Consider the following 26431-nt stretch of genomic DNA (forward strand, 5'->3'; position numbering starts at 1 on the left):
GTTACGAGATAATGCACTAAGGACTACTAGGGAGAAAGCATTCCCAGGTTAATCGCTCAGCCATGCAGGAGATCCATCATGGCCCAGAGATAATTCGATATATGGCAAGATCCCATCATTGGATATGGGGATGCAACAGGTCTTTCCGCAGGAGGCAAATTCAAACGCCCAGATGACGTCGAAATCCCTCCAAGACCAAAGCGCAACAATGAGTCTGCCGAGAGAGTTATTGACCTCTGGTAAGAACTCTGCCCCACATCCAGGTGGCTAAGAAACAAGCTGGAGATTAAGGCGGCAATCGAATACCCAATAACAAGGGGGCGTTGAAGATAGTTCTTCAACGCCCCCTCCCCTGTTACTTACGAGCGATATGTCGTCTTTACGTTGTAGAAGAAGTCAGGTTCCCAAATGGCTTCGAAGTGCTTCTCGGCACAATTGATCTTACCCTGCTCGGTCGGGCGCGTATGGATATCGTTGTTTCCGCCGCCCTTAGTCTCGGTAACAAAATACACGCGATGCTCGCCCTCGATCTCTTGCACGTAAGCCCAATCGGGGTTGTAGGATCCTAACGGCGTGTCGATCTTAAAGCTGCTCGGCAGCTTGGCAAACACCTTGATCTCCTCGGCCTGATCAAGCTCAACGGCAAACGGCTTCTCAACCGACGACGAGTCGTAGACAACATAGTTGTATAGACTCTTGTGGTGCGCGGACTCCCAGGCGTTCTGGCCAACGTAGGCCTTAAGATCTCCTGGGTCCAGGTCTTTCATCGTGTACCAATCTTCCTCGGGCAGCTTGGTGTACTTAATTCCCTTGGCAATTGCCACGGCCTTAACCTTGTTCACCTTAGAAGCCACCTGGGCTAGGAACAGCGCGGGATTGAGAGCAAACTCGTCATAGCGACCACAACCCTCAAGAATGCGCTTGATGGTAGCACGGGTAAGACCGACGGCATCCTGCAGCTCCGCGATAGGATCGGGCAAGTCATACACTGCGCGACCCGCCGTTCGCACGAGCGCGGTCGAGCGCGCCTCGGCATTCACTCCAGCTGTATCTACGGTCAGATCTGCACGCGTGCTCAGGATTTCAGGCGCCTTCACCTCAGGCATCTTGGCAATCTCCTCGCACGCGTCCTCGACCAGCTTGTCGGAGTCCACATCGACCTCAAAGCGTGTGCGTTTGCGAATGCGCTCCCAAAGCTCCTGGAAAGCAGGGTTGGCAGTCACATCCTTGCAGAGCTTAACCTCAACCTCCTTGGCCTTGTCGCGAATCTGCAGCTTCTGAGCCTTCTTGAGGATAATGCGCTCAACCTCGGTCTTAACGTTTTCCAGACCCTCGGGAACAGGGACACTACCCTGCTCGGCCGCCTGCTTGAGCTCGGGTGTAATCTTGCCCTTATCATCGATGAGCCCCTGGTCCTTAAACGAGTCGAAGACGGCCTTAGACTTCTGGAAGCCCAAGAGCTCCTCGGTTCCGTCCTCGCGTTCCACCACGACATTCGAGAAAGACTCAGCGGTGAGAATACCAAACTTGTAGCCATCCTCCTCAAACTCAGACTGCAAGCCATTGGCAAACGAGTCATAGCTCTCGTTTGCGATGACGGTCAGTACGTTCACGCCTTCGTCATAGCAGCGCTCACCATTCTGATCTACGCACAAACGAAGACCACGACCGATTTTCTGACGCTTAGTCAGCTTGTCCTTGGTTTCCACCAGCGTGCAGATCTGGAACACGTTGGGGTTATCCCAGCCCTCCTTAAGGGCGGAGTGGCTCCAGATAAACTGAATGCGTTTCTTTGCACGCGTCTCGTCGTCATCGCCGTCCGCAGGGAAGGAAAGTAGTGTCTCCTTATCACGCATGATAGTCTCGAAGGTCGAAATGTCGGCCGCCGAGGACGCCGCATCGGTCGTATTCTTTAGTCGCCCCTTGCCGTCCTGCGAGAAGTAGCCCGAATGCACCGCAGTAGCATCCGTATCCAATTTCACGTCAGCTTCGGCATAGCGCTTGCGCCACTTGGGCGAATTCACCGCTGCGGTATATTCCTCCTCGAACATCTGCGCATACTCGCCGTTTCGCACCGGATCATACAGACGGTACTTCTCAACCTTGTCGACAAAGAACAGCGAAAGCACCTTGATGCCGCGCGGGGCAAGCTCGAGCTGACGCTGCAGATGGTCCTCGATGGTGCTCTTGATTTGCGCGCGCTTGATAGCCTCGGCCGCAACATCACCAACGGCCTGACCAAGCCCGATGCGTTCGCCGTTCTGGAACTCAACCCATTCGTCGCCAGCAGCAGCGGAGATGTTACTCACGATCCAGCCGGCCTCATAGTCGGCATTCTCGCCGCTCTTGTTAAACAGGTTGTCACCCGTCTTGACGTTTACCTTTTTGCGCTTCTGAGAACCATCCTTCTGGCGCACATCAATCGTCAGCTTGGCCGTAATGGACGAGGCGATCTTTGTAGACTCAAGCCTCACGTACGAGCCATTCAGGTCCTCCTGCGAAAGCACCGAATCGACGGTAATGCCCTTGACCAGTCCACGCTGAAAGGCATCGACAGGCGTCAAGCGATAAACCTTGTTATATGCCTCCTTGTGCGTGGCTGAGTAGCGCAACACGAACAGCGGGTTCAGGCTGCGGATGGCTTTCTTACGCTTGGCGGTAGAGTCAACGCTCTGCGGCTCATCGATGATGACGATGGGATTGCATGAAGCCACAAGTTCGCGGGGGATCTGGCCACCAATAAGATCTTCACTTGGACGATGAAACAGGTTGCGTTTATCCCTCTTACCCGCCGACTCAGCAATCTCGTCCTCATCGAAGTCGTTGTCCTTGTCGAAGGCGCCGATGTTGATAATCATCACCTGGATGAAGCTTGAGATGGCGAACCCGTTGATGCGCTCCATCTTGCTCGAATCGTAGACGAAGCACTCGAGTGGCGTCTTGTCGTAGAGCACGTCGAAGTGGCTCTTGGTGCTCTCGAAACTCTTCTTCACGCCCTCGCGGATGGCGACGCTTGGCACGACAATAATGAACTTAGTCAACCCGTAGCGGCGGTTGAGCTCGTAGATGGTGCGGATGTAGCAGTAGGTCTTGCCGGTGCCGGTCTCCATCTCCACGGTGAAGTCACGCAAGCGACCGTCGGTGGGCACGCTCGTTGGGGCGAGCGCGTTGCCCTCTTGGATGGCGTGAAGATTACGCTCCAGTTGGGAGCCAGAAAGGCGCAGACCGTTGGCGTGGCCCACCTGGACAACCTGGCCCTCATGGAGGCCGATGCCCATCTCCGCGACAAAATCGGAGTCCATGAACTCCTGGCCGCGAAACAAGTTACATACAGCATCGATGGCCTCGACCTGATGCTCTTGATCGGCAGAGTATTTTATTTCCAAAGCCATGCGTTACACCGTCCTCAGCTGTACCTCGTAGCCAGCCCGTTCCTCCACGCGCCTAAACGCTTGGACGGCATTGAGCTTGAGCGTATCGGTAAGGATCGAGTCGCGCATGAGCACACGGCGCGGCTCCATGTCGGCGATAGCATCGAGCGCTTCCATGGTAAGGCCGTCCGCCAGACAGCACACGAGCTCGCCGCAAGCGACAGAATATACGGGGTAGCCGACGACTTCCTCCTTCTCGACGGGAAGCGTGAGCTCGAGTCCCCATTTGAGCATCATCTCAAAGACGATATCCATATCGGAGCGGTCGGGATTGACCACGTCAAGGACGAGCTGCCCGGGTTGGGGCTTTTCGATGCCAGAATAGTCCAACTCGAGTACCCTAAACCCCTCATCAAAATGAACTGGTTCAACGGCCATTTCGGCCACCTTCACACTAGCCTTCCTGACGCGCTCTTCCCCAATTTCGCAAATATTCATAAAACCCGCTTTATACGCAGCGGTTTTTTCACCACAAGGCTGTGGAATCTGCACCATGATGAAATGACGACTCGCACCGGTTTCGGCATTCAATTTCATAACAGCATGCGCCGTTGTGGCTGACCCGGCAAAGAAGTCGAGAACAATTGCATCTTCATCAGAAATGCTAACGAGCCGTTCGATGAAACTCAGCTGCTTAGGATTGTCGAATGGTGTGCAGAACTCCTTATTCAGCATGTTCACATCCGGCCTCTGATCGTCAGACATGATCGATTTCGGCCTCTGAGTTAGATTTTCAGAAAGATATCGCTTCACTCGCGGAAGGCTGCCGTCGGTATGGAAATGGATCCTGTCTTCGGCAATTAGTTTTTCAATTGTATCCGGTTTATAACGAAAGCCCCCAGGCGGAACAGGATCGTTTTTTCCAGTCAGTGGATTAAAGATGGGCTCAGGATTTCCGTTCGGAACGCCACCCATGTCACCCTTCTGATATAGGCCTCTTTCATCAAAGTACCAATAGTTAACAAAGTCAGTGAATCGGGGATATTTCGTAAGCTCCTTGAGCTCATCGGTAATCTGTTCCGAAGTCAGCCCCATTTTTTGGAGTTGCTTTACTTTCGCGACATATTCATCAACATTATTTTTTGCAACGCCCCATTTTTGATCAGCATGCTTTGCCTTCAGGACGTCGATATTTCTTGCATACACAAGACAATACTCATGACTAATTGAAACAAATAGGCTCTGATTCTTGGAGCTATTCGTATTCCGAACAATCGTCGCGATATAATTGCCTTCACCAAACACTTCATGGCATATTTCGAGGGCATTTTTATACTCATGGTCGTCGATGCTCATGAAAAGGCAGCCATCTTGTGATAGCAACTCTCGCGCGAGGCGAAGACGAGGGTACATCAAATTGCACCAGCGTGTATGTCTCGCGCCACTGACATCAGGGCTTGATTGCTCCGTAAGTCCGACTATCTCTTTGTAGTGCTTAATCGGGTCGCTATAAGTATCGGAATAAACAAAGTCGCCTTCGGTGTTATACGGGGGATCGATATAAATCTGCTTTATTCGCCCATGGTATCCATGCTGAAGGAGCTTCAAGACCTCAAGGTTTTCTCCCTCGATAAATAGATTTTCCGAGTCAAAGCTGCCGTCCTCGCCATGGCGGCCACGGCTCTTCTCAACGCAGGGGCGCAACGTGGCAGTGCTCGGCGTCTGCGACTGACGAATGGCGTCCATCTTGCCAGGCCAGGTAAAGGCGTAGCGCTCCCGGCCCTCGTCGACCTCGTCACCAAGCTCCAAGCGCAGCTTATCAAAGTCGATACCGCTCTCGGTAAATACCTCGGGCATCAACTCTTTGAGCTGCGCCAGGCGGTCTTCCACGAGGTCTTCGGACTCGAGGTTCATCTTCTCGATCTCAGCCATTGCAGATCTCCTTTATCTCGTCGGTCGTCTGACCGAGCTCCTTTTCCAGCTTTTTGAGGTCCATGCGTAGGTGCGCAGATTCATTCAGGGTCAATTCCCGATCGCGACGGCGTCGCTTGGTATCCTCAACTTGCGAAGCGAGCACATCTCTCCGCGCCACCAACCCCTCCAGACGCTCACAATCCTGTTCCGCGCACGCCGGAAAGAATCCTAGAGACGGAACCACGCGTGAAAGTCGCACTGCCCAGGCAATGCTGCGCAGATAGACCAGAAGATTCACCTGTGGCAATCGCTCAAACGCGAGTGCATCCAAAAACGGTGCATACCGTGTGTCACCAAGATCGAATGCCCCCGTTGACTCAACGTCATCAATCACCATGGCGCCCTGCTCAGCAAGGCTCTTACGCGTCGTTGCCAGCGAAATGCAAGCCTCGTCCTCGCCGCCAAACAGAATCACCGTTGGATTGGGAAAACACTTGTGGACGAGCCTTGCCACCTCGGCATAAGCCGCCCCACGGGACAGCTCGCATCGAAGGATGAGCACGCTTTGAATATCGTGTTCATCATCTTGAACAGGTGCGATGCGCGTCGTGGACTTTTGCACGGTGGCAAAGTGCATAAGCGCAGCTACACGATCGAGCACTTTCTGCTCGGTCTTTGTAAGCTGAGCTTGGCGCGTGAGCACCGTCTTGGGGATACGCCTGTCGCCCGCCAGAGCGGCATCGGGCAAACAGAACACGTCGTTCCAGTCAAAACCTCTCATCGCAACACCGCAAAACTGATCAGCGAGTAATCGTCGAAGCCAAGGCTCGTGCCCGTTCCCACTTCGCCCAGCGAGAACAGGCTCTCAATGCCCTTGTCCTGTTGCACGCCGCTAATGGTGGCAACCACTTTGTCCAAAAGCTCGGTGTAAGCGCCCATACGCTCGCCGTCGCGCGTCTCGCGGTTAAAGTCGCGACACAGCTCCGCAATTGGCTCAGATTCGCCCGCGCAACAGGCGCGCATCATATCGAGCGCATGCTTGGGCTGTGTATGTTTGGTCATCACATCGCCGTCGGCCGATACGTACACCACGTAATACGGGAAGGTAGGATTCGTGTCCTTGGGGTTCGCATTCTCATCGTTTTGCGCCAAACAGAACACCACGCCCGGCGCCACGGAATCACGCAGTTCATCGGGAATGCGCGCCACCGCATGCATACCAGCCGGTGAGTTTTCTAAAAGACCCGGATGTTCCTTTTCGTAGCGCTGCAATTCAACACGAAAATCATCGAAAGCGAAGTCGGTGATCGAGATGCCGCCTGAAATATCCTCCAGATCCAGCACCTCGCTCTTGAGCTGCTGAAGTTGCTGGCGACGATACTTAAGGTCGTTCATCTCGCCCGTTGCTTTGGACTCCAGCACGTTCTCCTCGCCGGTGGCCGAGGCGTCGAGCAAGGCCATACGACCCTTTACGCGACTCTCGAGCTGAATGTACTCATCGAGCGCAATGTCGGGCCAAAAGTCCACCAACTGAATTTGCGTGTTGGTGGAGCCCAAACGGTCGATACGACCAAAGCGCTGGATAATGCGTACCGGATTCCAGTGAATGTCATAGTTGACGAGACAGTCGCAGTCCTGAAGATTTTGGCCCTCGGAGATGCAGTCCGTGGCAAAGACAACATCGATTTCGCCTGCAGCGAGAGACGCCTCGGGCAGCTCCTTGGAGCGCGGACTAAAGTACGCCAGGATGTTCTCGAAGGTGGTTCGGCGCAACTTAAGCGAGTAAGTGCGATTTGCGCTTCCGGCAACCTCGGCACACTCAAGGCCGAGCTCGTTCTTAAGGCGAGGCGCCAGCTGATCAAACAGATAGTCCGCCGTGTCCGCAAACGCCGTGAATACGAGCACTTTGCGGTTGTCGGGGTTGTAGGGGTTATTGACCTTATCGACTATGAACTTGTAGAGCTCATCCAACTTGGCATCGCGCTCAGGCGTTACGGCATTGGCATAGTCGAGCAGACGGTGCAGCACAGTGATGTCAAAGTCTAAATCGCTGCCCAGACGCAAGGCATCAACATCGCGCAGGTCGACGCGAACCTTGCCGCCGCGCTCGATTTCCTCGGCGTCATCGTCATCCATGCCATCCTCGATGCCCGCCGCATCATAGCTGCCCGCTCCCATGGCCGCAGGGTCATTGAGCTGTGCGCGGAGCGCCTCGCATCCCGCCAGGATGCGCGAGAGCGTGATTCGAAAACTGTTAACCGAAGATTCCATTCGCTTGAGCACGTTTACGCGCATAAGGTTGGCAACAGCACCCGTACGGTGAACCTGGCTCTCAAAGTCCTTGCCCCAGGTGTCGCCGTAACGATCCTCGTACTTACGACGTTTATCGCCGCGTACATAAGAAAGCAACTGATACTGCGCAAACGTGAGCTGAGCGATCATGTCATTGAGCTCAGCGATAGGCGGAAGCTCCCCCGCCAAATCGATTGGCGTGGTAATAGAGAGGGGCTTGCGACGCTGCGGGAACGTACCCGAAGCGGCACCATAGTACTTAGAGATATGCTTGCGGCTGCGCGCGATGGTAAGCACGTCGAGCAGCTTAAAGTAATCGGCGTTGACGGCGTTGACGAAGCTCTCGGTGGTGCGCTCGGCATCGTCGAGCTTGCTCCACTCGTTGAAGCGCGCTTGTGCTGTACGGCACACCTGAGTAATCGACTCAATACCATCAGTATCCGCCAGATACGCATCATCGCCCTCGGTGATGAGCTCAATCTGGTTGCGCAGATCCAGCAGGCGATTGTTCACAGGCGTAGCCGAGAGCATCAGCACCTTGGTGCGCCGTCCACTCTTAATCACATCCTCAATGAGGCGTGTGTAACGGTCCTTTTTCTCGGAATCCGTGCTCTTGTTACGGAAGTTATGGCTCTCATCGATCACCAGCAGGTCATAGTGGCCCCAGCGTAGGTGCTCCAGGTCGACATCGCCGCTCATGCCCGCATAACGGGACAGATCGGTGTGATTGAGTACGGTGTAGTTAAGACGATCGTCCGCCAACGGGTTGCGGTCATCGTTATCTTGCGTCCACAGTGTCCAGTTATCGCGCAAGCGTTTAGGTGCCAGTACCAGAATGCGGTCATTGCGTTCCTGGTAGTACTTAATAACGGCGAGTGCCTCATAGGTCTTACCCAAACCAACGCTGTCCGCAATGATGCAGCCCTTGTACTTCTCGAGCTTGCGGATGGCGCCCACCACGGCGTCCTTTTGGAAGTCGTAGAGCTTGTTCCAGACAACGGACTCCTCAAACTTAAGGCCGGGCCTCAAATCGTTATCTTCGTCGGAAAGGTAATCGCGGAACAAGTGGTAAAGCGTAAGAAAATAAACGAACTCGGGCGGATTCTCGCGATAGAGTGTGCCTACCTGCGCCGCCACCTCATCGGTAACATCGGCGACCATCGCAGGCTTATCCCAGACGGACTCAAACATCGCCTTTAGGCCGGCAGTTTCCGTCGCGCCCTCGTAGTGGCTTACGCCCATTACGGTGTTGGGGCGGCGCTCGTAACCAAGTCCTTCCTGGGTAAAGTCAGCGGCGGCACCCATGAAAGCATGGTCGTCGCCATTGGGGTTCTCGACTATATAGGTGCCTCCGGGCTGAATTGCCCCGTTCATCTTGGCAGATTGAAACTCGCACTTAGCGCGCACCCATTCGGCGCACTCGCGGGCAATGGCGCGTTGATTGAGATTGTTGCGCAGCGTGAGCTCGAGACCCAAACCGCCCACGCCACGCTCGCGCGAGCATTGCGATATGGCAAACTGGCGTGGGTCCTTATCGGTGGCCATGCGCTTAACGAACGTAGGTTCGCTAAAGAGAAAACGCACTGAGTCAAGCTTCTCCAGCTCTTCTTTGAGCTCAGAGAAAGCAAAGACCGTAAAGTAACTGCTGATGATTGAGAGTTTGGCGCCCTCATCGATGGATTTAGCGAGTGCGTCTCCCAGACGATTGCGTCCGACGTTATCGAGAAACTCCATCAGCACACCGTCCTTAAGACGGCGTGCCAAGCTATTTCATTATTGACCGAGAGGGAACGCCCGCTTCGAAGCGCCCCCCCCCGAAGTTTATCCGCAGGTATATCCACGAAGTACACTCCAGGTTTAATTGCTATCGTCTCAGGACGCAGAGGCCCCTTGCTAAAACTTTATCCATTGTCTCCCAACTATAGAGGAGCGTCAGGACATTTTCGGCAAGCGGGTTATCTCTACGACCTCAATTATTTGTTGTGCAATTAATAGACACCGTTCATGTACTTCGTGAATGCTTCGTTATTTTGTGTACCACGCAGGTCGGGACGATGTCGACCTTGACCCTTGTTTGCTGTATTTGAACCTCACTTTATATTTTGCCTCGATGCCGAGGCGCTTTTCCTTAAACACCGGATCGTCAATGACCCATAGCGCACCGTGTTTGCTTCGCTTATCAATACAGGTGAGGCCCAGAGAGTTCAACTCAGCAAGCAAAGCATCCCCGCAACCGTTTCCTTTATGCCATTTAAGTGCTTCTGATTGCAGCGCATGTGCAATGCTAGCCCGCTTACCCTTAGGGTACAAAATCCATCCGGAAAGACCAGTGTTCGCGCCGGTGTCCCCAAAGTTGTAAACGCAACTGTAATCAAACGAAGAACAGATGTCCTTTATTGACGCCCGCATTGATAAGTCCCCAGGCACCCAAAAGACGTCCGCCTGCTCGGTTTCATAGAACCGATGCCCTGCCCGTTCGAGTGCGAGCAGAAGCATCTCCTGACGCGAATCCTCAGTTATTGTCTGTCCACGTTGTTCGTCCACCTGCTCGCACTGGCCGCTTGCGTCGTCATTCTCGATCACATCCGAGCAGCCAGCCGCAACAGCAAAGTCATCCGCCTTGGCATGCGCTTCCTTAGCGCCATCATCTTTCGATAGCATATCCGGCTCGCGCGGCGGCTCCTGTTCTTGAAGAGCAGCTGCGATGGCCGAATCTCGAGCAACCGTGGACTCGAGTGTGTTCTCGTCCACTTCGTCATCGAAATTGTCACGAACCGCCTCGAGCACTCGCTCGAGAAGTTCGCTGGTGTCACGGGCAACCGTGGGGAACTGCTGGCCTGGCTTAATGTCGTAAATAGCGAGTTCGGCTACAACTCGATCCATCGTTGCATCCCGATCGCTGTAGAACTCACTACCTCGAATACGGATGAAATCCCATCCCACACGCTCCAGAATCGTCTGTCGCTCCATGTCTGCGATAATTTGCCCCTCGGTTGAATGCCAACGATCGCCGTCGCATTCGATAGCAACGTTGTGATGGTCGCTTTGCACGACAATATCAATGCGGTAGCTTCCGACTTCCTTTTGCTGCTCATATTGATAACCGCGCTTGGAAAGCTCAGTGCACACCTGCAACTCAAAATCGGACTCGGCTTTTTCTTGCGCCTCCTCAATCTGAGTGTCAAACGTATGCGGGTCGAGCATGTACTCAATTAGCTGCCTACGCAGGTCGCCACTCTTTAAATCACGAGCTGGATCAAGCGAATATACAAGCCACATCTGGTCTTTCGCGCGGCTCGCAGCAACGTTGTAACGCTTCTTGTATGCGTCATCCGAGCCCGTCCCCATAAAGCGCAAGGGAGTCTCGGATTCGTTGCTGTCAACCATGCTTAGAATCATGACATCGCGTTCATCGCCCTGGAAACCCGCAGCGTTGCCGCAAATAATCTCATGTTTTTCAAACTCAGCGGGATCCATCTCTTTAAGCAGTTCGTTTCGAATCAAGTCAGCCTGCTCTTCTCCCAGCAAGGACAAAACGCCAAATGTCTTGTTTTCATATTCTGGCTGCTCAAGACAGGCACGGATAATCGCAACTGCGGCTTTGGCCTCTTGCTGGTTAATCTTCGCCTTGCCCGAGCGCATGCCGCTTTTGACGCGAAAGGGAACCAACGCCGGCATCAATCCACCCGCATCGGCGTCTCTCAGCGCCTTGATTTTTCCACCGTACGATAGCCCATTGCTAAAGCCGATGATATCCGGCACGCACCTAAAGTGCTCGGTAAGCATGATGGGCGAAAAGCCCTGCTGGGCAATTTCGTAAAGCGAGTATCTTGCTCGATACAGATGGGCGTTGGGAATTCCCTTTCCCTCGATATATGAAGCGGCCAATCCTTCGGCAGTGGATTCCTTTGCACCGACAGAAAGAGGGCTTACTTGTTTGTCATCACCAACAACAATTACCTTTTTTGCAAGATATGTAATAGCCAGGGCGGTCATGTCGGCCTGGCTTGCCTCGTCGATGATTACGATATCAAACAGATTGTTGGCGGGGTCAAAAGAGTCAAGCGCTTGGCCAATCGGCATAATCCATGCCGGCACAGCCCGCTGACATTTCGCCATGAGAGCACGGGCCTTCGAGCGATGCCGCGATGCATTCTTGCCCGTTCCCTTGCCAATTCGCGCGACCGTCTGCTTCCAGCCGTTCAGCGCGACCTTGAGCTCTGTATTGCTCTCAAGGTCCTTGTGAATCTTGAGCCACGCCATCATGCCTGCCAATTTTGCCGTTATGTCACGATAGCGTTTGCCCAGCTCAGAAATTTCCTTCTGGGGATTGGAAGAGTTTGCACGATCGGCATACTCAACAATTGCCTGGCACTGCTTGTATTTCCATGCTCGTTCGATATCCCGCGGAACGCTCGTAGCCCCGTGAACGCCCTCGCGCTCACGAACGGCTTGTGCCCATCCCGGAGCAATTTGCGACAACTGATTCAGTTGCTCATGTCGGCGCTTAACTGCCGCCCTTATTTCGCACAGCCACTGTAGACGATTGTACTGATCGCGGTATGTTTGCACCAAGCCGAGTTCGGGGTCAACCGCTTCGCCGAAATCCCCAGCTGGGCGAAGCTGCACGATGCAGTCGCTCAATGCGACAGCGGTCTCACAGTGCTTGGCCGAAGCGTCTTCGATTCTCTTCAAAACGTCCTCTGCCCATGCCTTAATCGCCCTTATTTTTTTGAGTGCGACACACAACTTAAGGTAATCCGTGAGATCCGTTTCCAGTGCTTGCAAGGTTTTGGCCACGACCTCCTTTTCGGAAATCATGGAAGGGCAGTCAAAGAACGCTTCATGAGAGATACCGTTTGAGTCCAATGCGTCAAACAGCTTGTCAATGCACTCGGCTTTCCACGCAAGGGCCGCCTTAATACCCTCAACATATCGAAATGCCACGTGCTCGGGCTCACTGCTATCCAACTCTGCAAAGCAGCTCACGCCAACGGTTCCCATAAGCGCATCCCATTGAATGGCGCAAGCGTGTCGCTTGTCCATAAGCTCTATGTAATCCAGGATGGCATCGCAGTCCTCGGGCGAAGCCGCCTGTGCCCCGTTGACCGCCACACCATCGGGCAAGCTCTTGACCGAAGAAAGCAACTTTCGCAGGCCCGTTTTAGCTAGGTACTCTTTGTACCCGCTTACAAGCGCGCGCAGTTGTTGATAATCGCCGTTGTCACCAAGCGCAACCTGCCTCGGAAACCACTTGCTTCGATATGACGAAGCCTGCTGTTCAAGCAACTGAACCTCATCGCAGAGACGATACCAGATCGTTTTCTCGCCCTCGCCCCTCAAGGATCTCGCAGCGACCCCTCGCTGCCACTCCTCGCTCAGAGCTCCGTGCATTACGAGGTTCTTCACCGTGCCGAATGCTTCGGACTCATCGTCCAAAACGGGAAGAACAGCCGATCCAATCTCCACCGTTCCCCCATCGTCGCATAGTTCCCAACCGTGGCGACGAATCAGCTCGTCCGCCAAAGAACTGGCTTGGTTATATTTCTCAAACTCCTGTGCATAGACGTCTGGCTTGGGGAGCAAAGCCATCCAGTCGACATCCTGTAGACAGATCGCCTCTGCCTCATCTTCTGCAGAGGCAATGCCGTTGCTTTGGTAAAGCTCCTCGACAATCGAAATATCAAGCTGCGCTAACAGCTTCACCTGGCCGGGAATAATGTCGTCCAGCTCTTCCTTATTCTTCGCAACAAATTGCGCGGCATCATGCGGAGTGAGGGTTTCATTCCCCAGATCAAACTGTTTGTTCTCGGCCTCTCGTTCAACAAAGGCGGATTTGCGCGCCTTTGCAAGATCAACCAGTATCTCTTCTCGCTGACAAGATAATTCCTGCACGGATTTATTCAGTTCACTTATCGAATGCTCGCCGAGATGGTTGACGATTGCTTCTACCGAATCACGAGCGTCCTTGCCGTTAGATGCCAGCGAAGACACACAAAGGCTTCTGAGCTCAGGAGGCATCTTGTCGGCAAGAACCGTCAAAGCCTTTGAGGTATAGCTCGTTACAAGCACCCTTTTGCCTTGTGCCAAAAAGCTTCCCATCAGGTTTGCAATCGTATGGGTTTTACCGGTACCCGGAGGGCCCTGAACGAGAACGGCGTCATCTTGCTCGATTCGCTTGGCAATCTCTAACTGCGCACGGTTGGCAGGTTTCGCCAATAGAATCTCGTCATCTTCTCCGTTTGCCTCCGCCAAGCGCCGAGAAACCGTAGACCCGTCCGATAAATCCTCAAGGACCGGAGTGGTTTCATCGTGCGTAAACTCGCCAAGAAGGCCGTTTAAGAACGCAGGGACGCGCTGAGTCTCATCAATCGTTTTTACAATTCTGCCGATAGCGCCCGCGGTTCCATCAGGGCGCTGCCTAAAGATTAAATAGAAACCGGGTCGAACGTCTATATCGGCTTCTTGGTCTCGCGCAGCATCAGCGCGGTCAAAATAACGAGACTTGGGCGATAGCTGATTCACGAGCAGTTTGGCTTCACGGGCAATTGCATCACGATCAAGCGGATGCACTTCTTCCTCGTCGAGCCTCTGTTCCGCCTCACTAATCTTGCTCATCGTCAGATTCTGAGACTGAGACAGCAGGTCCTTTTGAATCAACGTGTCGGAATCGACGTCTTCAACGGAAATGATTCCCTTTTCCGCATCGAGCTGAATCCTCATGTTCCGCGTAAAGACTGGGTGATCCACCCTCTTGTCTTCGGAAAGCCGAACGTTCATCGATGCGGCAACAACCTCGAGTTTATCGGGGTCGCTCTTGAGTTTTTCTTTCATTTTAAACAGGCGCTCATACACCCCAGAGGCTTCTGTCGCCTTAGTTTGGTATGTGACCCATTTGTCTCGCTCGCCACCCCATTCCTCAAGCAGTTGAGCTCTAGCGGGATCGGACATAAATAGATCTTGAGGCGCTTCTTCATTTGCCTCCGCAAGCTCCTCGGGTGGAAACTTGAACCCTATCTGGTTCTTATAGCTTTCCCATCCGCTTGTAATCCACGGCGCGATCTCATCCGGAGGCTGCGGGCACGTTTTGAACTCCGGTTTAGCGACACTCAAAATCGGACCATCGTTATTAGCGGAATCGCGAAATCGCACCTCGATCCATCCGTTATCTGTTGGCAAGCTCTCCAAATCAATGCAGTCCGAAGCGTAATCGCTTACGTTGCGAACGATCTTCATCCTAATCTTGGAGAACTCTTCCAAGTATCCAAAAAGGGCCTCTGCCTTATCTACAACCGATAAGTTATTGAGATCAGAACCCATTTGACACCATCCGCGCAGTCATCTATCTCGGCCAGCACAATATGTTACTAGCTTACGCGGAAAACCTGGCGATATTGGCATTAAATCGACAAGCGTGCGTTTGCATGCCTAGTTATCAGTAGGGCCCTCTAACTCAACGGAATGCATCGCACGCATATGAATCGCTACAATCTCATATCAATATAAAATGAGCCCCGGTGACTTGAATCAGGGGTCATTCCCGGGGCCATTGACTTATAGCTTTTTCGCATGAGGACAATTTATCAAATGGGCTTCGGTTGCGAGGACCGACAACGCCCCTACCTCCCCTCCGCCTTCAGCTTCAGCAGCAGGTCGCCCAGCTCGGGGCACTTGCTGGAAAGGCACGTCTCGGCTCGCTCGCCCACCCCCCACCGCTGGCGAACTTCCTGGGCGCGCGGGCTCACGTGGTAGTCCCCGTCCATCACCTGCTTGAGCAGCTTGGCGGTCACGCGCGCATCGGCTAAGGCGCTGTGGGCGTGGCCCGTCGACTCGTCAAACTCGATGCCAAACCACATCGCCGCGTCACCCAACGAGACGCGCCCGTGGCTGCCCACGTCCATAATCGAAGTGTAAAACGCCTGCAGGTCGGCCCAGTCCGTAGGAAATGCGGAAAGGTCGATGTGCTTTGCCTGGCACTCGGTCAAAAGCTGTCGACGGTCCGTCCCGCTCCAGCAAACCACCTGGGCGGAGTAGCGACCGATCCAATCGCTGAGCCTTTTGATCACCACATAGAGCGGATCGGCCATCGCGGTGTCCACAGCCGATATCCCTGTGAGCTCGCGAACGGGAAACGCAACGCCTTCGGTAAATTCCGTCTGCACAAACTGCGAGAACTCGCCCATAACGTTGCCGTGGTAATCGAGCTTGACGGCGCCGACCTCGATAATCTCATTGCGCAGTCCACGGCGCTGGCGCTGCTTTGGCACCGGCGCAAACTCAAAGTCCAGCACGATCTGGCGCGCAAAGTTCGTCGTATCGATAGCCGAGATACCCGGCGTCTTTTCAGCTGACACGGTTAGGGCCTTTCTCCGTTGCCTGCCGCTTGCTACATAGGCGGCTACATTGCCGTAAGGATAGACGCCCGCGCGGACATGAAATCGCCCAGCGCGGCTACCCGGCATCCTTGCGTAAAGCTGCGTTTTGAGATGGCCACGTCACTGTTATGAGCGAACATATATTCGTATTTATGACTGCAGTTTGATAGACTGGTTATTGTTGACGGCAGTTCCATGTGCCGGGCAGCGCCCTCCATGCGACGGGAGGTGATGCCCATGACCGATCTGATTGATTTCGTGAAGCTCCTGACCTCTTTGGTCTCGCTCCTCACGGCGCTTATCGGACTTACCGAGGCACTCAAGCAGTGTTCGAAGCAAAAGAAGAGGGGTCGACGCCGTTAAGGCATTGACCCCTTGATCAAAGCAACGGCGCTGCCCAGCTATCACCCTTGGGCTGCCGTCGACTTTATTCTACCCACGGACGCCAGGTTTAACAAATGAATTTTCAGTAACGAGGCCTCGGCGCCCGCTCCTGCGTTCGCTCAACTCGTCGCTCTACTCCAGCCACCACTCAACATCCACGGAGCACTCAACCGCAAATGCTAAAGACCACGCGATCGGGCAAAGCCCCGTCACCAACAACACAGGACGGACCCTCAGCTTCCTTTACGTTATAGCTAGCTATATTATACTTTCCGATAATATAGCTAGCTATAACGTAATTCGACAAGCGGCGCACGCAAAAGGGGCGGTACACCACCGCACACGGACCGTTCCGGAAGCTCCTGACCGCTCTGGTCTCGCTCCTCACAGCGCTCATCGGACTTTCCGAGGCACTCAAGCAGCTTCCGAAGCATAAAAAGAGGGGTCGACGCCGTTAAGGCATCGACCCCTTAATCTAAACAACGACACTGCCCAGCTCTTCACCACTTGGGCTGCCGTCAGCCTTATTTTACCCACGGGACAAGCCCTTTGAAGTGCGGCTTGGCGCCGCATGACGTCGGCGGACGAGGCGATGCGTCCGCCGACGAATAGCACCGAATTGGTTACTTCTTGCTCTCGGGCAAGACCAGATCCACGGCAGCGTCCTTGGCGGCATCGATGTGCTGAGCCACGACCGGCGTCTGCGGAAGGATCAGGTTGAGCACGATGGCCATGATGGCGGTGGGGGTTACGGCATTGGAGCCGATGACGGTGGACACCCAGGTGGGCATGCCCTCGCCGGCAAGGCAACCGCTGGCCATCCAGATACCCAGGCCAAAGACGACGGAGGTGCCGACGATGGTGGTAGTGCGCTGCGTAAGGCCCTCGCGGGTGAACATGCGCACGCCGTTCATGGTGATGGTGCCAAAGACGCCGACGGTCGCGCCGCCGATGACAGGCTGCGGGATAGCGGAAAGGACGGCAGAAAGCTGCGGGAACAGGCCGGCGATGGCAAAGACGGACGCGATGATCACAAAGACCCACTTGTTGACGACCTTGTTGGAGCAGATGATGCCCACGTTCTGGCCAAGGGCGCTGGTGGGAAGACCGCCCAGCAGGCCGCCGCCGATGCGGCGGAAGGGAGCGAAGGCCTGAAGGGCCGTGTCGATTGCCGAAAGAATGAGCGCCACCTGAATGATGTCGGTGCTCTTTCTCATTCTCAATAATAATTTTTTGTTATCAGACTATTTTTCAGCTGAGACAACGCATTTCCGCAGGTCAGGAAAGTGTCTAGTCAAAATATCATCTAACTTTTCTTTTGGTCGACCGCTTACCGCCAAAATCCTACCGTTCGTCTGTATTACGCAATGTACCTGCGAATATACGAGTCAATAGACACCGTGTTACCATGAGAAAAAATTGTTATGAAACTTCCGATTTCATCCAAAGGAGTTGCCCGTGAACGAGACTGTACGTCGCTTTTTGCCGATGGTCGATTTCCTGGAGCAGATACTCGGCAAAAACAGCGAAATCGTGCTGCACGATTTCTCGGATCCCGACCACACCATCGTCGATATCCGCAACGGCATCGTGAGCGGCCGCAAGGTCGGCGGTCCCGCCACCGATCTGGCACTCAAGATCATGCACGATCCCAAGTATCGCGACCTGCCGTTTATTACGGGCTACGAGGGGCGCGGTGCCGGTGGCAAGACGTTGGAATCCGCAACGTACTTTATTCGTGAGGATAACGAGATCGTCGGTATGCTCTGCGTCAACACCGATCTTTCCACGGTACGCTCCATCAACGCCATGGCTCAGCAGCTCATGGCCTGCTTCGACGCTGCGCCAAGGCAGGCGGAGCCCGCGTCTATCGAGGTCGAAATTCTTTCGGAGTCTACACAGGAGCTCATCGACCACAGCATTTCCGAATTGCTCGAAAGCCGCGGCCAGGATGTCGCCTCGCTTGGGCAGGCCGATCGCGTGGACGTTATTCGCCACCTTAACGGCAACGGCGTATTTATGCTCAAGGGCGCTGTTGCCTGCGCTGCCACCGCGCTGGGCATCTCGGAGCCCAGCGTCTACCGCTACCTGCAAAAAGTTCGCAAGGAAGGCTAACGAGCAAAATGGAGCGCGGGCAGTCTTTTTGGGACGGGGCTATTTTAGCTACCCTCCCTCTGCCCACGATTTCGATGAGCCGCAAGTAAAATCAATCCTGCATATAGGGGTAGCTAAAATGGGCCCGTCCCAAAAAGACTGCCCTTGGTGGCTCCGCAAGCGATCCGTCACGTGACAAAAGACCCTGCAGCTCACACGCGCTGCAGGGTCTTTTTGCATGTCATGTTTAGTTGTTGCCAACGCCTTAGAGAGCGGCGACGACCTCGATCTCGACCAGACCGCCAGCCGGAAGAGCGGCAACCTGGAAAGCGCTGCGCGCGGGGAACGGGGCCTCAAACTTGGAGGCATAAATCTCGTTCACGGCGGCAAAGTCGGCGATGTCAGCCAGGTAGACCGTGGTCTTGACGACATCGGCAAACGTAGCGCCGGCAGCGGTCAGCAGGGCTTCGACGTTGGCGAGGGACTGCTTGGCCTGAGCCTCGATGCCCTCGGGCAGCTTGCCGGTCGCGGGATCGATGCCCAGCTGGCCGGACAGGAACACCATGTTGCCGGTCTGGATACCGGGGGAATACGGGCCGATGGCTGCGGGCGCGTTATCGGAAGACACGACGGTCTTGCTCATGTTTTTCTCCTTACGATCAAATAGAGAGCGTGAGCGCGGCGTTCGCACCGGGAGGCACAGTTCGGTCTGAACGCCGCGCTTGATTGGGATAGTAGGGGATGATTTTGCCCGATGCAAGATAATTATCAGACTGCGATAATATTTTATCGCCCAACGGTTTCCCCGAACCGCTGAACGGTTCTCCACGGGGTCAGCCAGCCCAGGCTACTGAAGACTTTGTCCTGCTTAGGCTGCGGGCATCGCCCTTCGCGACGGTGCCACTATACTTTTGTATATCTAAGCATTTTGAAAGGCAGGATATGACCGCAACCGCCAGCCGAACCACCAACCGCAGGCCCGAGCTTCTGGCCCCCGCCGGAGGCCCGGAGCCCTTTGCCGCCGCGCTCGCCGCCGGGGCAGACGCCATCTACTGCGGCATGGGCAGCTTCAACGCCCGCCGCAAGGCCACCAACTTTACCGATGAGGCCTTTGAGCAGGCCTGCCGCGCCGCGCACCTGGCCGGCTCGCGCGTCTACGTCACGGTCAACATCGTCATCAAGCAGTCCGAGATGAGCGATGCACTGCAGCTCATCCACCGCTGCTCCACGCTGGGCGCCGACGCCTTCATTATCCAGGACTGGGGCCTGTTCTTTGAGGTCAGGCGCACCATGCCCGGCATCGAGACCCATATCTCGACCCAGGCGAACATCCACGATGACCGTGGAACCATCTGGTGCCGCGAGCAGGGCGCCGACCGCGTGACCCTCTCGCGCGAGCTTTCCATCGACGAGATCGCCGCCATCCACGACGCCGCGCCCGACGTTGACCTGGAGGTCTTTAGCCACGGCGCCATCTGCTTTTGTTACTCGGGCCTGTGCCTGCTCTCGAGCTTTGCCATGGCGGGCCGCTCGGCCAACCGAGGCATGTGCGCTCAGCCCTGCCGTCTGCCCTACGAGCTGATCGACGAGAACGGCCGCACGCTCTCCCCCGCCGGTCGCGAGCGCGCGCTATGCCCGCGCGACACCAACACGTCGCAGCTTGTTCGCCGCCTGTATGACGCCGGCGCCGCATCGCTCAAGCTCGAGGGCCGCATGAAGGCGCCCGATTACGTGTACTCCATCGTCGATGTGTATCGTCATCAGATCGATGACATGCTGGCCGGGGCCGTCGTAGATAAGGACGAGGACGCCGCTCGCCAGCGCCAACTCAAGCGCTGCTTTAACCGCGACTTTACGCACGCCTATCAGGACGGCACCTCAGGCGACGAGATGATGAGTTACGAGCGCTCCAACAACCGCGGCCAGATTGTGGGCACGGTGCTGGGCAGCCGTCTGGCCAACCGCGACGTGCGCGGGCTCAAACCCGACGACCGTCGTCGCCGCGCCGCCATCGCCCGCATTGAGCTGTTTGAGCCTGTAGGCAAGGGCGACCTGTTGGAACTTCGTCACGACGATGAGTTCGACCAATTCCTGACCACTATCGCTACCGATGATGCCGCCCCCGGCGACATCATCGAGTGCCGCGTTCCCCGCAGCATGCCCGAGGGCTGCCGCGTGCGTGTGATTCGCAGCCAGCGCGCCATTGACGCTGCCGGCGCCGCGCTCAAGCGCGACGTGCTGCGCCGCCGCGCCGTAGACGTGTCCGTCGTGGCGCGTCTGGGCGAGCCGTTTACCGTCACGCTCACCTGCTGCGACGACCCCACGCTCACCGCCACCGCCACCGGCTTTACCGTCGAGGCCGCCAAGACCCGCGCCGTCGAGGCATCCGATCTGGTGGAGCACGTCGGCCGCATGGGCTCCTCGCCCTTTGAGGCCGCGAGCTTTGACGTGGCGCTCGATGAGGGCTGTGGCATGGGCTTCTCCGCTGTGCACAAGGTGCGCGCCGCCGCTTGCAAGGCGCTCGAGGAGGCCATTCTGGCGCCGTATGACGAGCGCGCCCACACGCTCGAGCTGCCGGCGATTGTCACCAGTGATTCCCGCCCCGCGCCCGAGCACTACCGCGATGAGCCGCAGATCTGCGCCACCGTCACCTCGCTCGACGCCGCCGAGGCAGCGCGCGCGGAGGGAGCCGTGCGCATCTATATGACCACCGACGCGCTCGATGCGGCCGAGCTTTCCCCCGCCGATGCGTTTGAGCAGGGTATTGTCCCCGTGCTCGATGAGGTCTGCCGCGCCGTCGACCACGCGCGCGTCGACCCGTGGGTTGTTGCCGGTGCCACGGTCGCTATTGGCAACATCTCTGAGCTTGCCCTGGCCGCCCAGGTTGGTGCCACGGCCGAGATTCGCTCTTGCCTGCCCGTGCACAACACGCCTTGCATGGAGGCACTCGCCGAGCGCGGAGCCGGGGCGTTTTGGCTCTCGCCCGAGATCACGCTCGACGAGATTATCTCGCTTGGTACCTCCGCGCCCGCGGCCCTGGGCATCACCGTTTTCGGCCGCCCGCGCGTTATGACGAGCGAGCACTGTATCCTGCAGGTGGCCAACGGTTGTATCCACGATTGCGCCCACTGCCGCCTGCGCGCCCGCAAGCTGTCGCTCAAGAATATCGACGGCAAGGTCATGCCGGTGCGTACCGACATCCACGGCCGCTCGCGCCTGTACGACGCCTACCCCATCGACCTCACACCGCAGGTTCCACAGCTGCTCGACGCCGGCGTGCGCCGTCTCATGGTCGACGGGACCCTGCTCGAAGCCGATGAGATTGGCCGCGCCGTCGCACGCGTCCGTCGCGCCGTCGAAGCCGCGCAGGCCGGCCGTAAGCCCGCCGCCCGCCTGCGCGGCGCCACTTCGGGCTGCATGTTTGTGGGAATTAGCTAACCGAAAGGCTTACACGTGAACGAAGAACCTCAAGTCCTCTACTGCGACGCCTGGCTCATGGCCATCGATAAGCCCGCCGGCATGATCGTCCACGGCGACGGCACCGGCGAGCGCACGCTTACCGACTATGCCAGCGACCTTTTGCTGGCGATGGGCGACGGCTTTGCCGCGACCGACATGCAGCCGCTCAACCGCTTGGACCGCGACACTACCGGCGTGGTGTTGTTCTCGCTCGACAAGCAGACGCAGCCCGCCTTTGACCAGATGGTCATCGACCACGCCTTCGAAAAGCACTATCTGGCGCTCGCCGAGGGCAAGATCGATTGGAACGAAAAGCTCATCGACAAGCCCATCGCCCGCGACCGCCACGATAGCCGCAAGATGCGCGTCGGCGCCAGCGGCAAGCCGTCGCAGACACGCGTCAAGGTGCTCAAGCGCCTTAAGAGCCGCCGAGGCCTGCCCACCCGTTCGTATATCGATGTTGAGCTGCTCACGGGCCGCAAACACCAGATCCGCGTGCACCTGGCAAGCGAACATCATCCCCTGGTTGGCGACGACCTGTACGGAACGCCGCGCCCCTGTGGCCTCATGCTCCACGCCCACAGCGTATCCTTTACCCATCCCGTAACCGGCGAGCACATCCACATCGAAGCCCCCTGCCCCTGGGAGCCCTAAAACCTGCCAAAAAGGGACAGGTTTATTTTGGCAGGTTTTATCTGGGCAAACGTCAAGCCGCCACGATGGCTCAGCCGCGGCGCCAAAACGTCTCGATCTGTAACAGTTAGAACCCATTTTCCGGTCTATCTGTTACAGATCGAGACATTCAAATCCCCCTCAAGGGAAAATCTCGATCTGTAACAATAACTCGGCAAAATCGGTCCCAGATGTTACAGATTGAGACAAAGGGATGGCGCGGTTCGGAAGTATCTCAATCTGTAACATCTAACCCACTTTTAACGGTCCAGTTGTTACAGACTTAGACAAACCGGCGGACAACGAAAGCGGCAACGCCTGTGATGGACGTTGCCGCTTTTCTATTGAGAAAACTACTCGGTTTTCGTTACTAACCACCACAATGGGGACAGGCACCTTTGTGGCGATTTTGGCCTTACTTCGCCCCGTTGCTAAACCGTGATGACGTTTTCCATCGTCTGGTACTTGGCGGGGACCTCGCCCGCGGTGATAACCGTTGCGTCACGGAAGTCCGCGAATTTTACGGGAGCCACCATGCCAAACTTACTGGCGTCCGAGATTACGAAGCGTTTGGCTGTATGGCGCATCGAGATACGCTTGACCTGCGCTTCCTCGATATCGGGCGTCGTAAAGCCCTGCTCGGCGGCAATGCCGTTAGAACCCCAAAAGCCGCAGTTAAAGTTGTAGCGGTCTAGGGTTGCCAGAGCATCGGGGCCAACGAGCGCCTCGGTCTCGGGTTTAAGCTCGCCGCCCAGCGCCACGGTGCGCATGCCGCGCACAGCGAGATGCTGAGCATGGAGCACGGAATCAGTCACATAGGTGACCGATTCGAGATGCGGAAGATGCTCGATGAGTCTGAGCGTCGTCGAGCCCGAGTCGATGTATACAAAGCTCTCGGGCTCCACCAGCGCCGCGGCGCGGGCGCAGATACGCTCCTTATCGTCGTTATGGAGGTCGCTGCGCTCATTGAGCGTTAGGTCGCGCGTCACGTGTGCGCGCTCGAGACTCGTCGCTCCGCCGTGGACCTTGGCGATACGGTGTGCTCGATCGAGCGTCTGCAGGTCGCGCCGAATGGTAGACGCCGTTACGCCCAGGGTATCGGCAAGCTCTTGCACAGTAACCGAGCCAGCCTGCTGGACCATCGACACGATCGCGTTGAGCCTATCCTCCGCAAGCATCGCTTACTCCTCCTCGGGGTACACGACTCCCCAGTCGGCGCGGAGCTTGGTCATAAGCTCCATAACATCAGAAGCATAATCCAGAAGCGCGCGCTTCGAATCATCGCCGGCAACGGCCTTCTCCAGGTCGGCCATCTCGTAGCACAGGGCGTAAGCCTCGGTGCCGGTGTGGACCTCCTCACGGTGCCCGTCCGCAGTCCACACGATGGTCGCGTGATCGGCGCGGGGATACTCGTTGACCTCGATATAGCACTTGTCAAAGCTGATGACCGAGCGCTTGGGCTGCTTGGAGTGAAGTGTAAGGCTCACCACGCCCAGCTGCTGCTCGGCATTACGGCAGACAATGCCGCCCGCAACGTCAACGCCGGTCTCACAGGTGTTGCCGAGCGAAACGACCTCAACAGGCTGGCTTGCCATAAAGAGACGCATGACGGACAGGGCATAGACGCCAATATCGAGCATGGCACCGCCAGCAAGGTTGCGATTGTAGAAACGGTTGGTCAGGTCGCCGTATTCCTTGTAGCTGCCAAAGTTGAGCTGAGCGAGGTTCATGCGGCCAAACTCGCCGGCATCCATGCGGCGGCGCAGCTCCCGATACAAGGGCATGTGGAGCACCGTGGTGGCGTCCATAAGGACCACGTTATGCTCGTCGGCAATGGCACGTGCTTCGTCGAGCTCGGCGGAGTTGAGGGTGATGGCCTTTTCGCAAAGCACGTGCTTGCCTGCTGCCAGAGCGGCGCGCAGGTAGGTGATATGCGTGTTATGCGGCGTGGTGATATAAACGGCGTCGATGTCGGGATCGGCGTAGAGATCCTCAACCGTGTCATAGACCTTCTCGACGCCGTACTGGTCGGCAAAAGTCTGAGCCTTGGTGAGCGTGCGGTTGGCGACGCCCGCAAGCTTGCGGCCGGCAAGGGCGAGAGACTGGGCCATCTGGTTGGCGATAACGCCGCACCCGATCACAGCCCAACGAAGCTCGGGAGCCGTAAAGATGTCGTTAGGGAACGGCTGATCCTGGACCGAGGCAAACGCCGCCTTAGCGGCTGCTTCGGCGTCGAGCGGAGCCTGTTTGGAATCTGTCATCATGTGCCTCCTGAGTCATCGGAAGTTCTTCATTTCCAACAGCCTTATATTCGCACAAATTTGCGCGAGTTTGCTTGTATTTGCGTGTTTATTTGTTTATCGGTTATTATTAAACCATAATTAGCAGATATTTGCGCGGCTATGCGCATTATCGCGCAAGACTCTGTGCGTAAATACGCATGTAACGATCGTTATGATGCATAAAAAGGTGGAATACCAAAACCCCTAAAGGCAAAGCAGGCTGTCTTACTCTGCCCCCTAGGGGCATCAGACATCAAAAGATCATCCCTAACTGCCGGCACATAAGGACTGTCCCAGGCTGCCGAAACCTGAGGGCGTTACCCGTACGACGCTTTATGGCAAGACTGTCCCCATCAACTAGCCGTTTAAGAACGTCCCCAACGTCTAGTCATTTAAGTCTGTCCCCAATGAGTATGGCCACTCATTTAAGTCTGTCCCCAATGAGTAGGGATAGAAAAAGGCCCGGGTGCCGTGGCATCCGGGCCTTTGCTAGCAACTTAGATGTTGCGGGCAGCTTAGAACTTGTGGCCGCACTTCTTGCAGACGCGCAGCTTGTTCTTGCCGTCCTTCTCGTGACCGACGCGGGTAACCTTACCGCACTCGGGGCAAACGAGATTGACGTTGGAGGCATCGATAGGAGCCTCCTGCGAAACGATGCCGCCCTGCTGGTTGGCAGCGTTGGGCTTGACGGCCTTCTTGACGACCGAAACGCCCTCGACAACGACCTTGTTCTCGGCAGGGAGAGCACGCAGGACAACGCCCTGCTTGCCGCGATCCTTACCAGAGAGAACCTGGACCTTATCGCCCTTCTTGATATACATATATCTCCCCTAACTACAGGGTCTCGGGAGCGAGCGAGACGATCTTCATGTACTTCTTGTCACGAAGCTCGCGAGCGACGGGCCCGAAGATACGGGTGCCGACGGGCGAACCATCGTTGTTGATGACAACGCAGGCGTTATCATCAAAGCGAATGTAGGAGCCATCCTTGCGGCGGATCTCCTTAACGGTGCGAACGACGACGCAACGGACAACGTCCTTCTTCTTGACGTTGGCGCCAGGGGTAGCCTCCTGGACAGCACCGATGAACACATCGCCGATGCCTGCATAACGACGCTTGGAACCGCCAAGCACCTTGATGCAGCGAATCTTGCGAGCGCCGGAGTTGTCGGCGACGTTCAGCATGGTTTGCATCTGAATCATGGTAGATGTTCCTCCGAACTAAGAACCGAAGAGAGGTGCGCAGCCTTTATACGGCCCATGGTATGCAAGCCAGGCATACGCACATCTTCGGAAACGTACAAGTCGTAAGAGCGACTGCTTATTTAGCGCGCTCGACGACCTCGATGAGGCGCCAACGCTTCATCTTGGACATAGGACGGGTCTCCATAACGCGGACGGTATCGCCCACGCCAGCCGTGCACTCCTCGTCGTGAGCGTGCAGCTTCTTGGAGCTGGTCATCATCTTGCCGTACTTGGGGTGACGCTTGCGCTCGGTGATGGTGACAACGATGGTCTTGGCACCGGAGACGGAGGTAACGACACCCGTACGGACCTTACGCGAGTTACGCGAATCAGTCATGTTCTC

Annotated in this window: 17 protein-coding genes; 4 read left to right on the forward strand and 13 right to left on the reverse strand. The window is 56.1% G+C overall.

All coding sequences use genetic code 11. The features are described from left to right. Positions 1-359: 359 nt before the first annotated feature. The 6 genes from ACQRAQ_RS00545 to ACQRAQ_RS00570 all read right to left on the reverse strand — a co-directional run bounded on the left by ACQRAQ_RS00545 (position 360) and on the right by ACQRAQ_RS00570 (position 15931). The gene (locus ACQRAQ_RS00545) at positions 360-3392 is read right to left on the reverse strand and encodes a DEAD/DEAH box helicase family protein (protein ID WP_427793387.1); all 3033 of its coding nucleotides are present in this window, start codon (positions 3390-3392) and stop codon (positions 360-362) included. Between the two features lie 3 nt (positions 3393-3395). Further along, a complete protein-coding gene (locus tag ACQRAQ_RS00550; protein ID WP_427793389.1) occupies positions 3396-5303 on the reverse strand; it encodes a site-specific DNA-methyltransferase in 1908 nt (635 codons plus the stop codon). Continuing rightward, complete coding sequence (locus tag ACQRAQ_RS00555) at positions 5296-6066, reverse strand: DUF4391 domain-containing protein (protein ID WP_427793391.1); 771 nt, start codon at positions 6064-6066, stop codon at positions 5296-5298. Before ACQRAQ_RS00555 ends, ACQRAQ_RS00550 begins: the two co-directional genes overlap by 8 nt. Next, complete coding sequence (locus ACQRAQ_RS00560; protein ID WP_427793393.1) at positions 6063-9341, reverse strand: helicase-related protein; 3279 nt, start codon at positions 9339-9341, stop codon at positions 6063-6065. The genes ACQRAQ_RS00555 and ACQRAQ_RS00560 overlap by 4 nt, the downstream gene beginning before the upstream one ends. A 261-nt stretch (positions 9342-9602) precedes the next feature. Next, entirely contained in the window at positions 9603-14897 is a 5295-nt protein-coding gene (locus ACQRAQ_RS00565; protein ID WP_427793394.1) for an AAA domain-containing protein, read from the reverse strand. Between the two features lie 299 nt (positions 14898-15196). Next, positions 15197-15931, reverse strand: coding sequence for an exonuclease domain-containing protein (locus ACQRAQ_RS00570; RefSeq protein WP_427793395.1), 735 nt, complete (start codon positions 15929-15931; stop codon positions 15197-15199). 258 nt (positions 15932-16189) lie between these two features. On the opposite strand from ACQRAQ_RS00570, the gene ACQRAQ_RS00575 reads away from it, so the two are divergent. Beyond that, on the forward strand, positions 16190-16315 hold the full coding sequence (locus tag ACQRAQ_RS00575; protein WP_427793397.1) for a hypothetical protein: 126 nt from the start codon (positions 16190-16192) through the stop codon (positions 16313-16315). Between the two features lie 644 nt (positions 16316-16959). Here ACQRAQ_RS00575 and ACQRAQ_RS00580 read toward each other — a convergent pair. Continuing rightward, complete coding sequence (locus tag ACQRAQ_RS00580) at positions 16960-17553, reverse strand: solute carrier family 23 protein (RefSeq protein ID WP_229770606.1); 594 nt, start codon at positions 17551-17553, stop codon at positions 16960-16962. 241 nt (positions 17554-17794) lie between these two features. Here ACQRAQ_RS00580 and ACQRAQ_RS00585 point away from each other — a divergent pair, with 241 nt between their 5' ends. After that, positions 17795-18451, forward strand: a complete 657-nt coding sequence (locus tag ACQRAQ_RS00585) for a helix-turn-helix transcriptional regulator (protein ID WP_427793398.1) — start codon at positions 17795-17797, stop codon at positions 18449-18451. 244 nt (positions 18452-18695) lie between these two features. On the opposite strand, the gene ACQRAQ_RS00590 is transcribed toward ACQRAQ_RS00585, so the two are convergent. Continuing rightward, complete coding sequence (locus tag ACQRAQ_RS00590; protein ID WP_152077077.1) at positions 18696-19073, reverse strand: RidA family protein; 378 nt, start codon at positions 19071-19073, stop codon at positions 18696-18698. 299 nt (positions 19074-19372) lie between these two features. Between ACQRAQ_RS00590 and ACQRAQ_RS00595 the strand changes: the two genes are divergently transcribed. Both ACQRAQ_RS00595 and ACQRAQ_RS00600 read left to right on the forward strand, forming a co-directional pair. Continuing rightward, positions 19373-21868, forward strand: a complete 2496-nt coding sequence (locus ACQRAQ_RS00595) for a DUF3656 domain-containing U32 family peptidase (RefSeq protein ID WP_427793400.1) — start codon at positions 19373-19375, stop codon at positions 21866-21868. A 15-nt stretch (positions 21869-21883) separates the two neighbouring features. Beyond that, positions 21884-22543: an RluA family pseudouridine synthase gene (locus ACQRAQ_RS00600; RefSeq protein ID WP_233502584.1), complete on the forward strand. Its 660-nt coding sequence runs from the start codon at positions 21884-21886 to the stop codon at positions 22541-22543. Between the two features lie 449 nt (positions 22544-22992). Here ACQRAQ_RS00600 and ACQRAQ_RS00605 read toward each other — a convergent pair whose 3' ends face one another. The 5 genes from ACQRAQ_RS00605 to rpsQ form a co-directional block, all read right to left on the reverse strand. Further along, complete coding sequence (locus ACQRAQ_RS00605; protein WP_427793402.1) at positions 22993-23739, reverse strand: DeoR/GlpR family DNA-binding transcription regulator; 747 nt, start codon at positions 23737-23739, stop codon at positions 22993-22995. Between the two features lie 3 nt (positions 23740-23742). Beyond that, positions 23743-24822, reverse strand: coding sequence for a Gfo/Idh/MocA family protein (locus tag ACQRAQ_RS00610; protein WP_427793404.1), 1080 nt, complete (start codon positions 24820-24822; stop codon positions 23743-23745). 536 nt (positions 24823-25358) lie between these two features. After that, entirely contained in the window at positions 25359-25664 is a 306-nt protein-coding gene (rplX, locus tag ACQRAQ_RS00615; protein ID WP_006235043.1) for a 50S ribosomal protein L24, read from the reverse strand. 13 nt (positions 25665-25677) lie between these two features. Beyond that, a complete protein-coding gene (gene rplN / locus ACQRAQ_RS00620; protein WP_117734331.1) occupies positions 25678-26046 on the reverse strand; it encodes a 50S ribosomal protein L14 in 369 nt (122 codons plus the stop codon). Between the two features lie 118 nt (positions 26047-26164). Next, positions 26165-26425: a 30S ribosomal protein S17 gene (gene rpsQ, locus ACQRAQ_RS00625; protein WP_006235040.1), complete on the reverse strand. Its 261-nt coding sequence runs from the start codon at positions 26423-26425 to the stop codon at positions 26165-26167. Positions 26426-26431: the final 6 nt, after the last annotated feature.

The organism is Collinsella sp. SGI.178 (genome assembly GCF_050313495.1).
GTDB lineage: Bacteria > Actinomycetota > Coriobacteriia > Coriobacteriales > Coriobacteriaceae > Collinsella.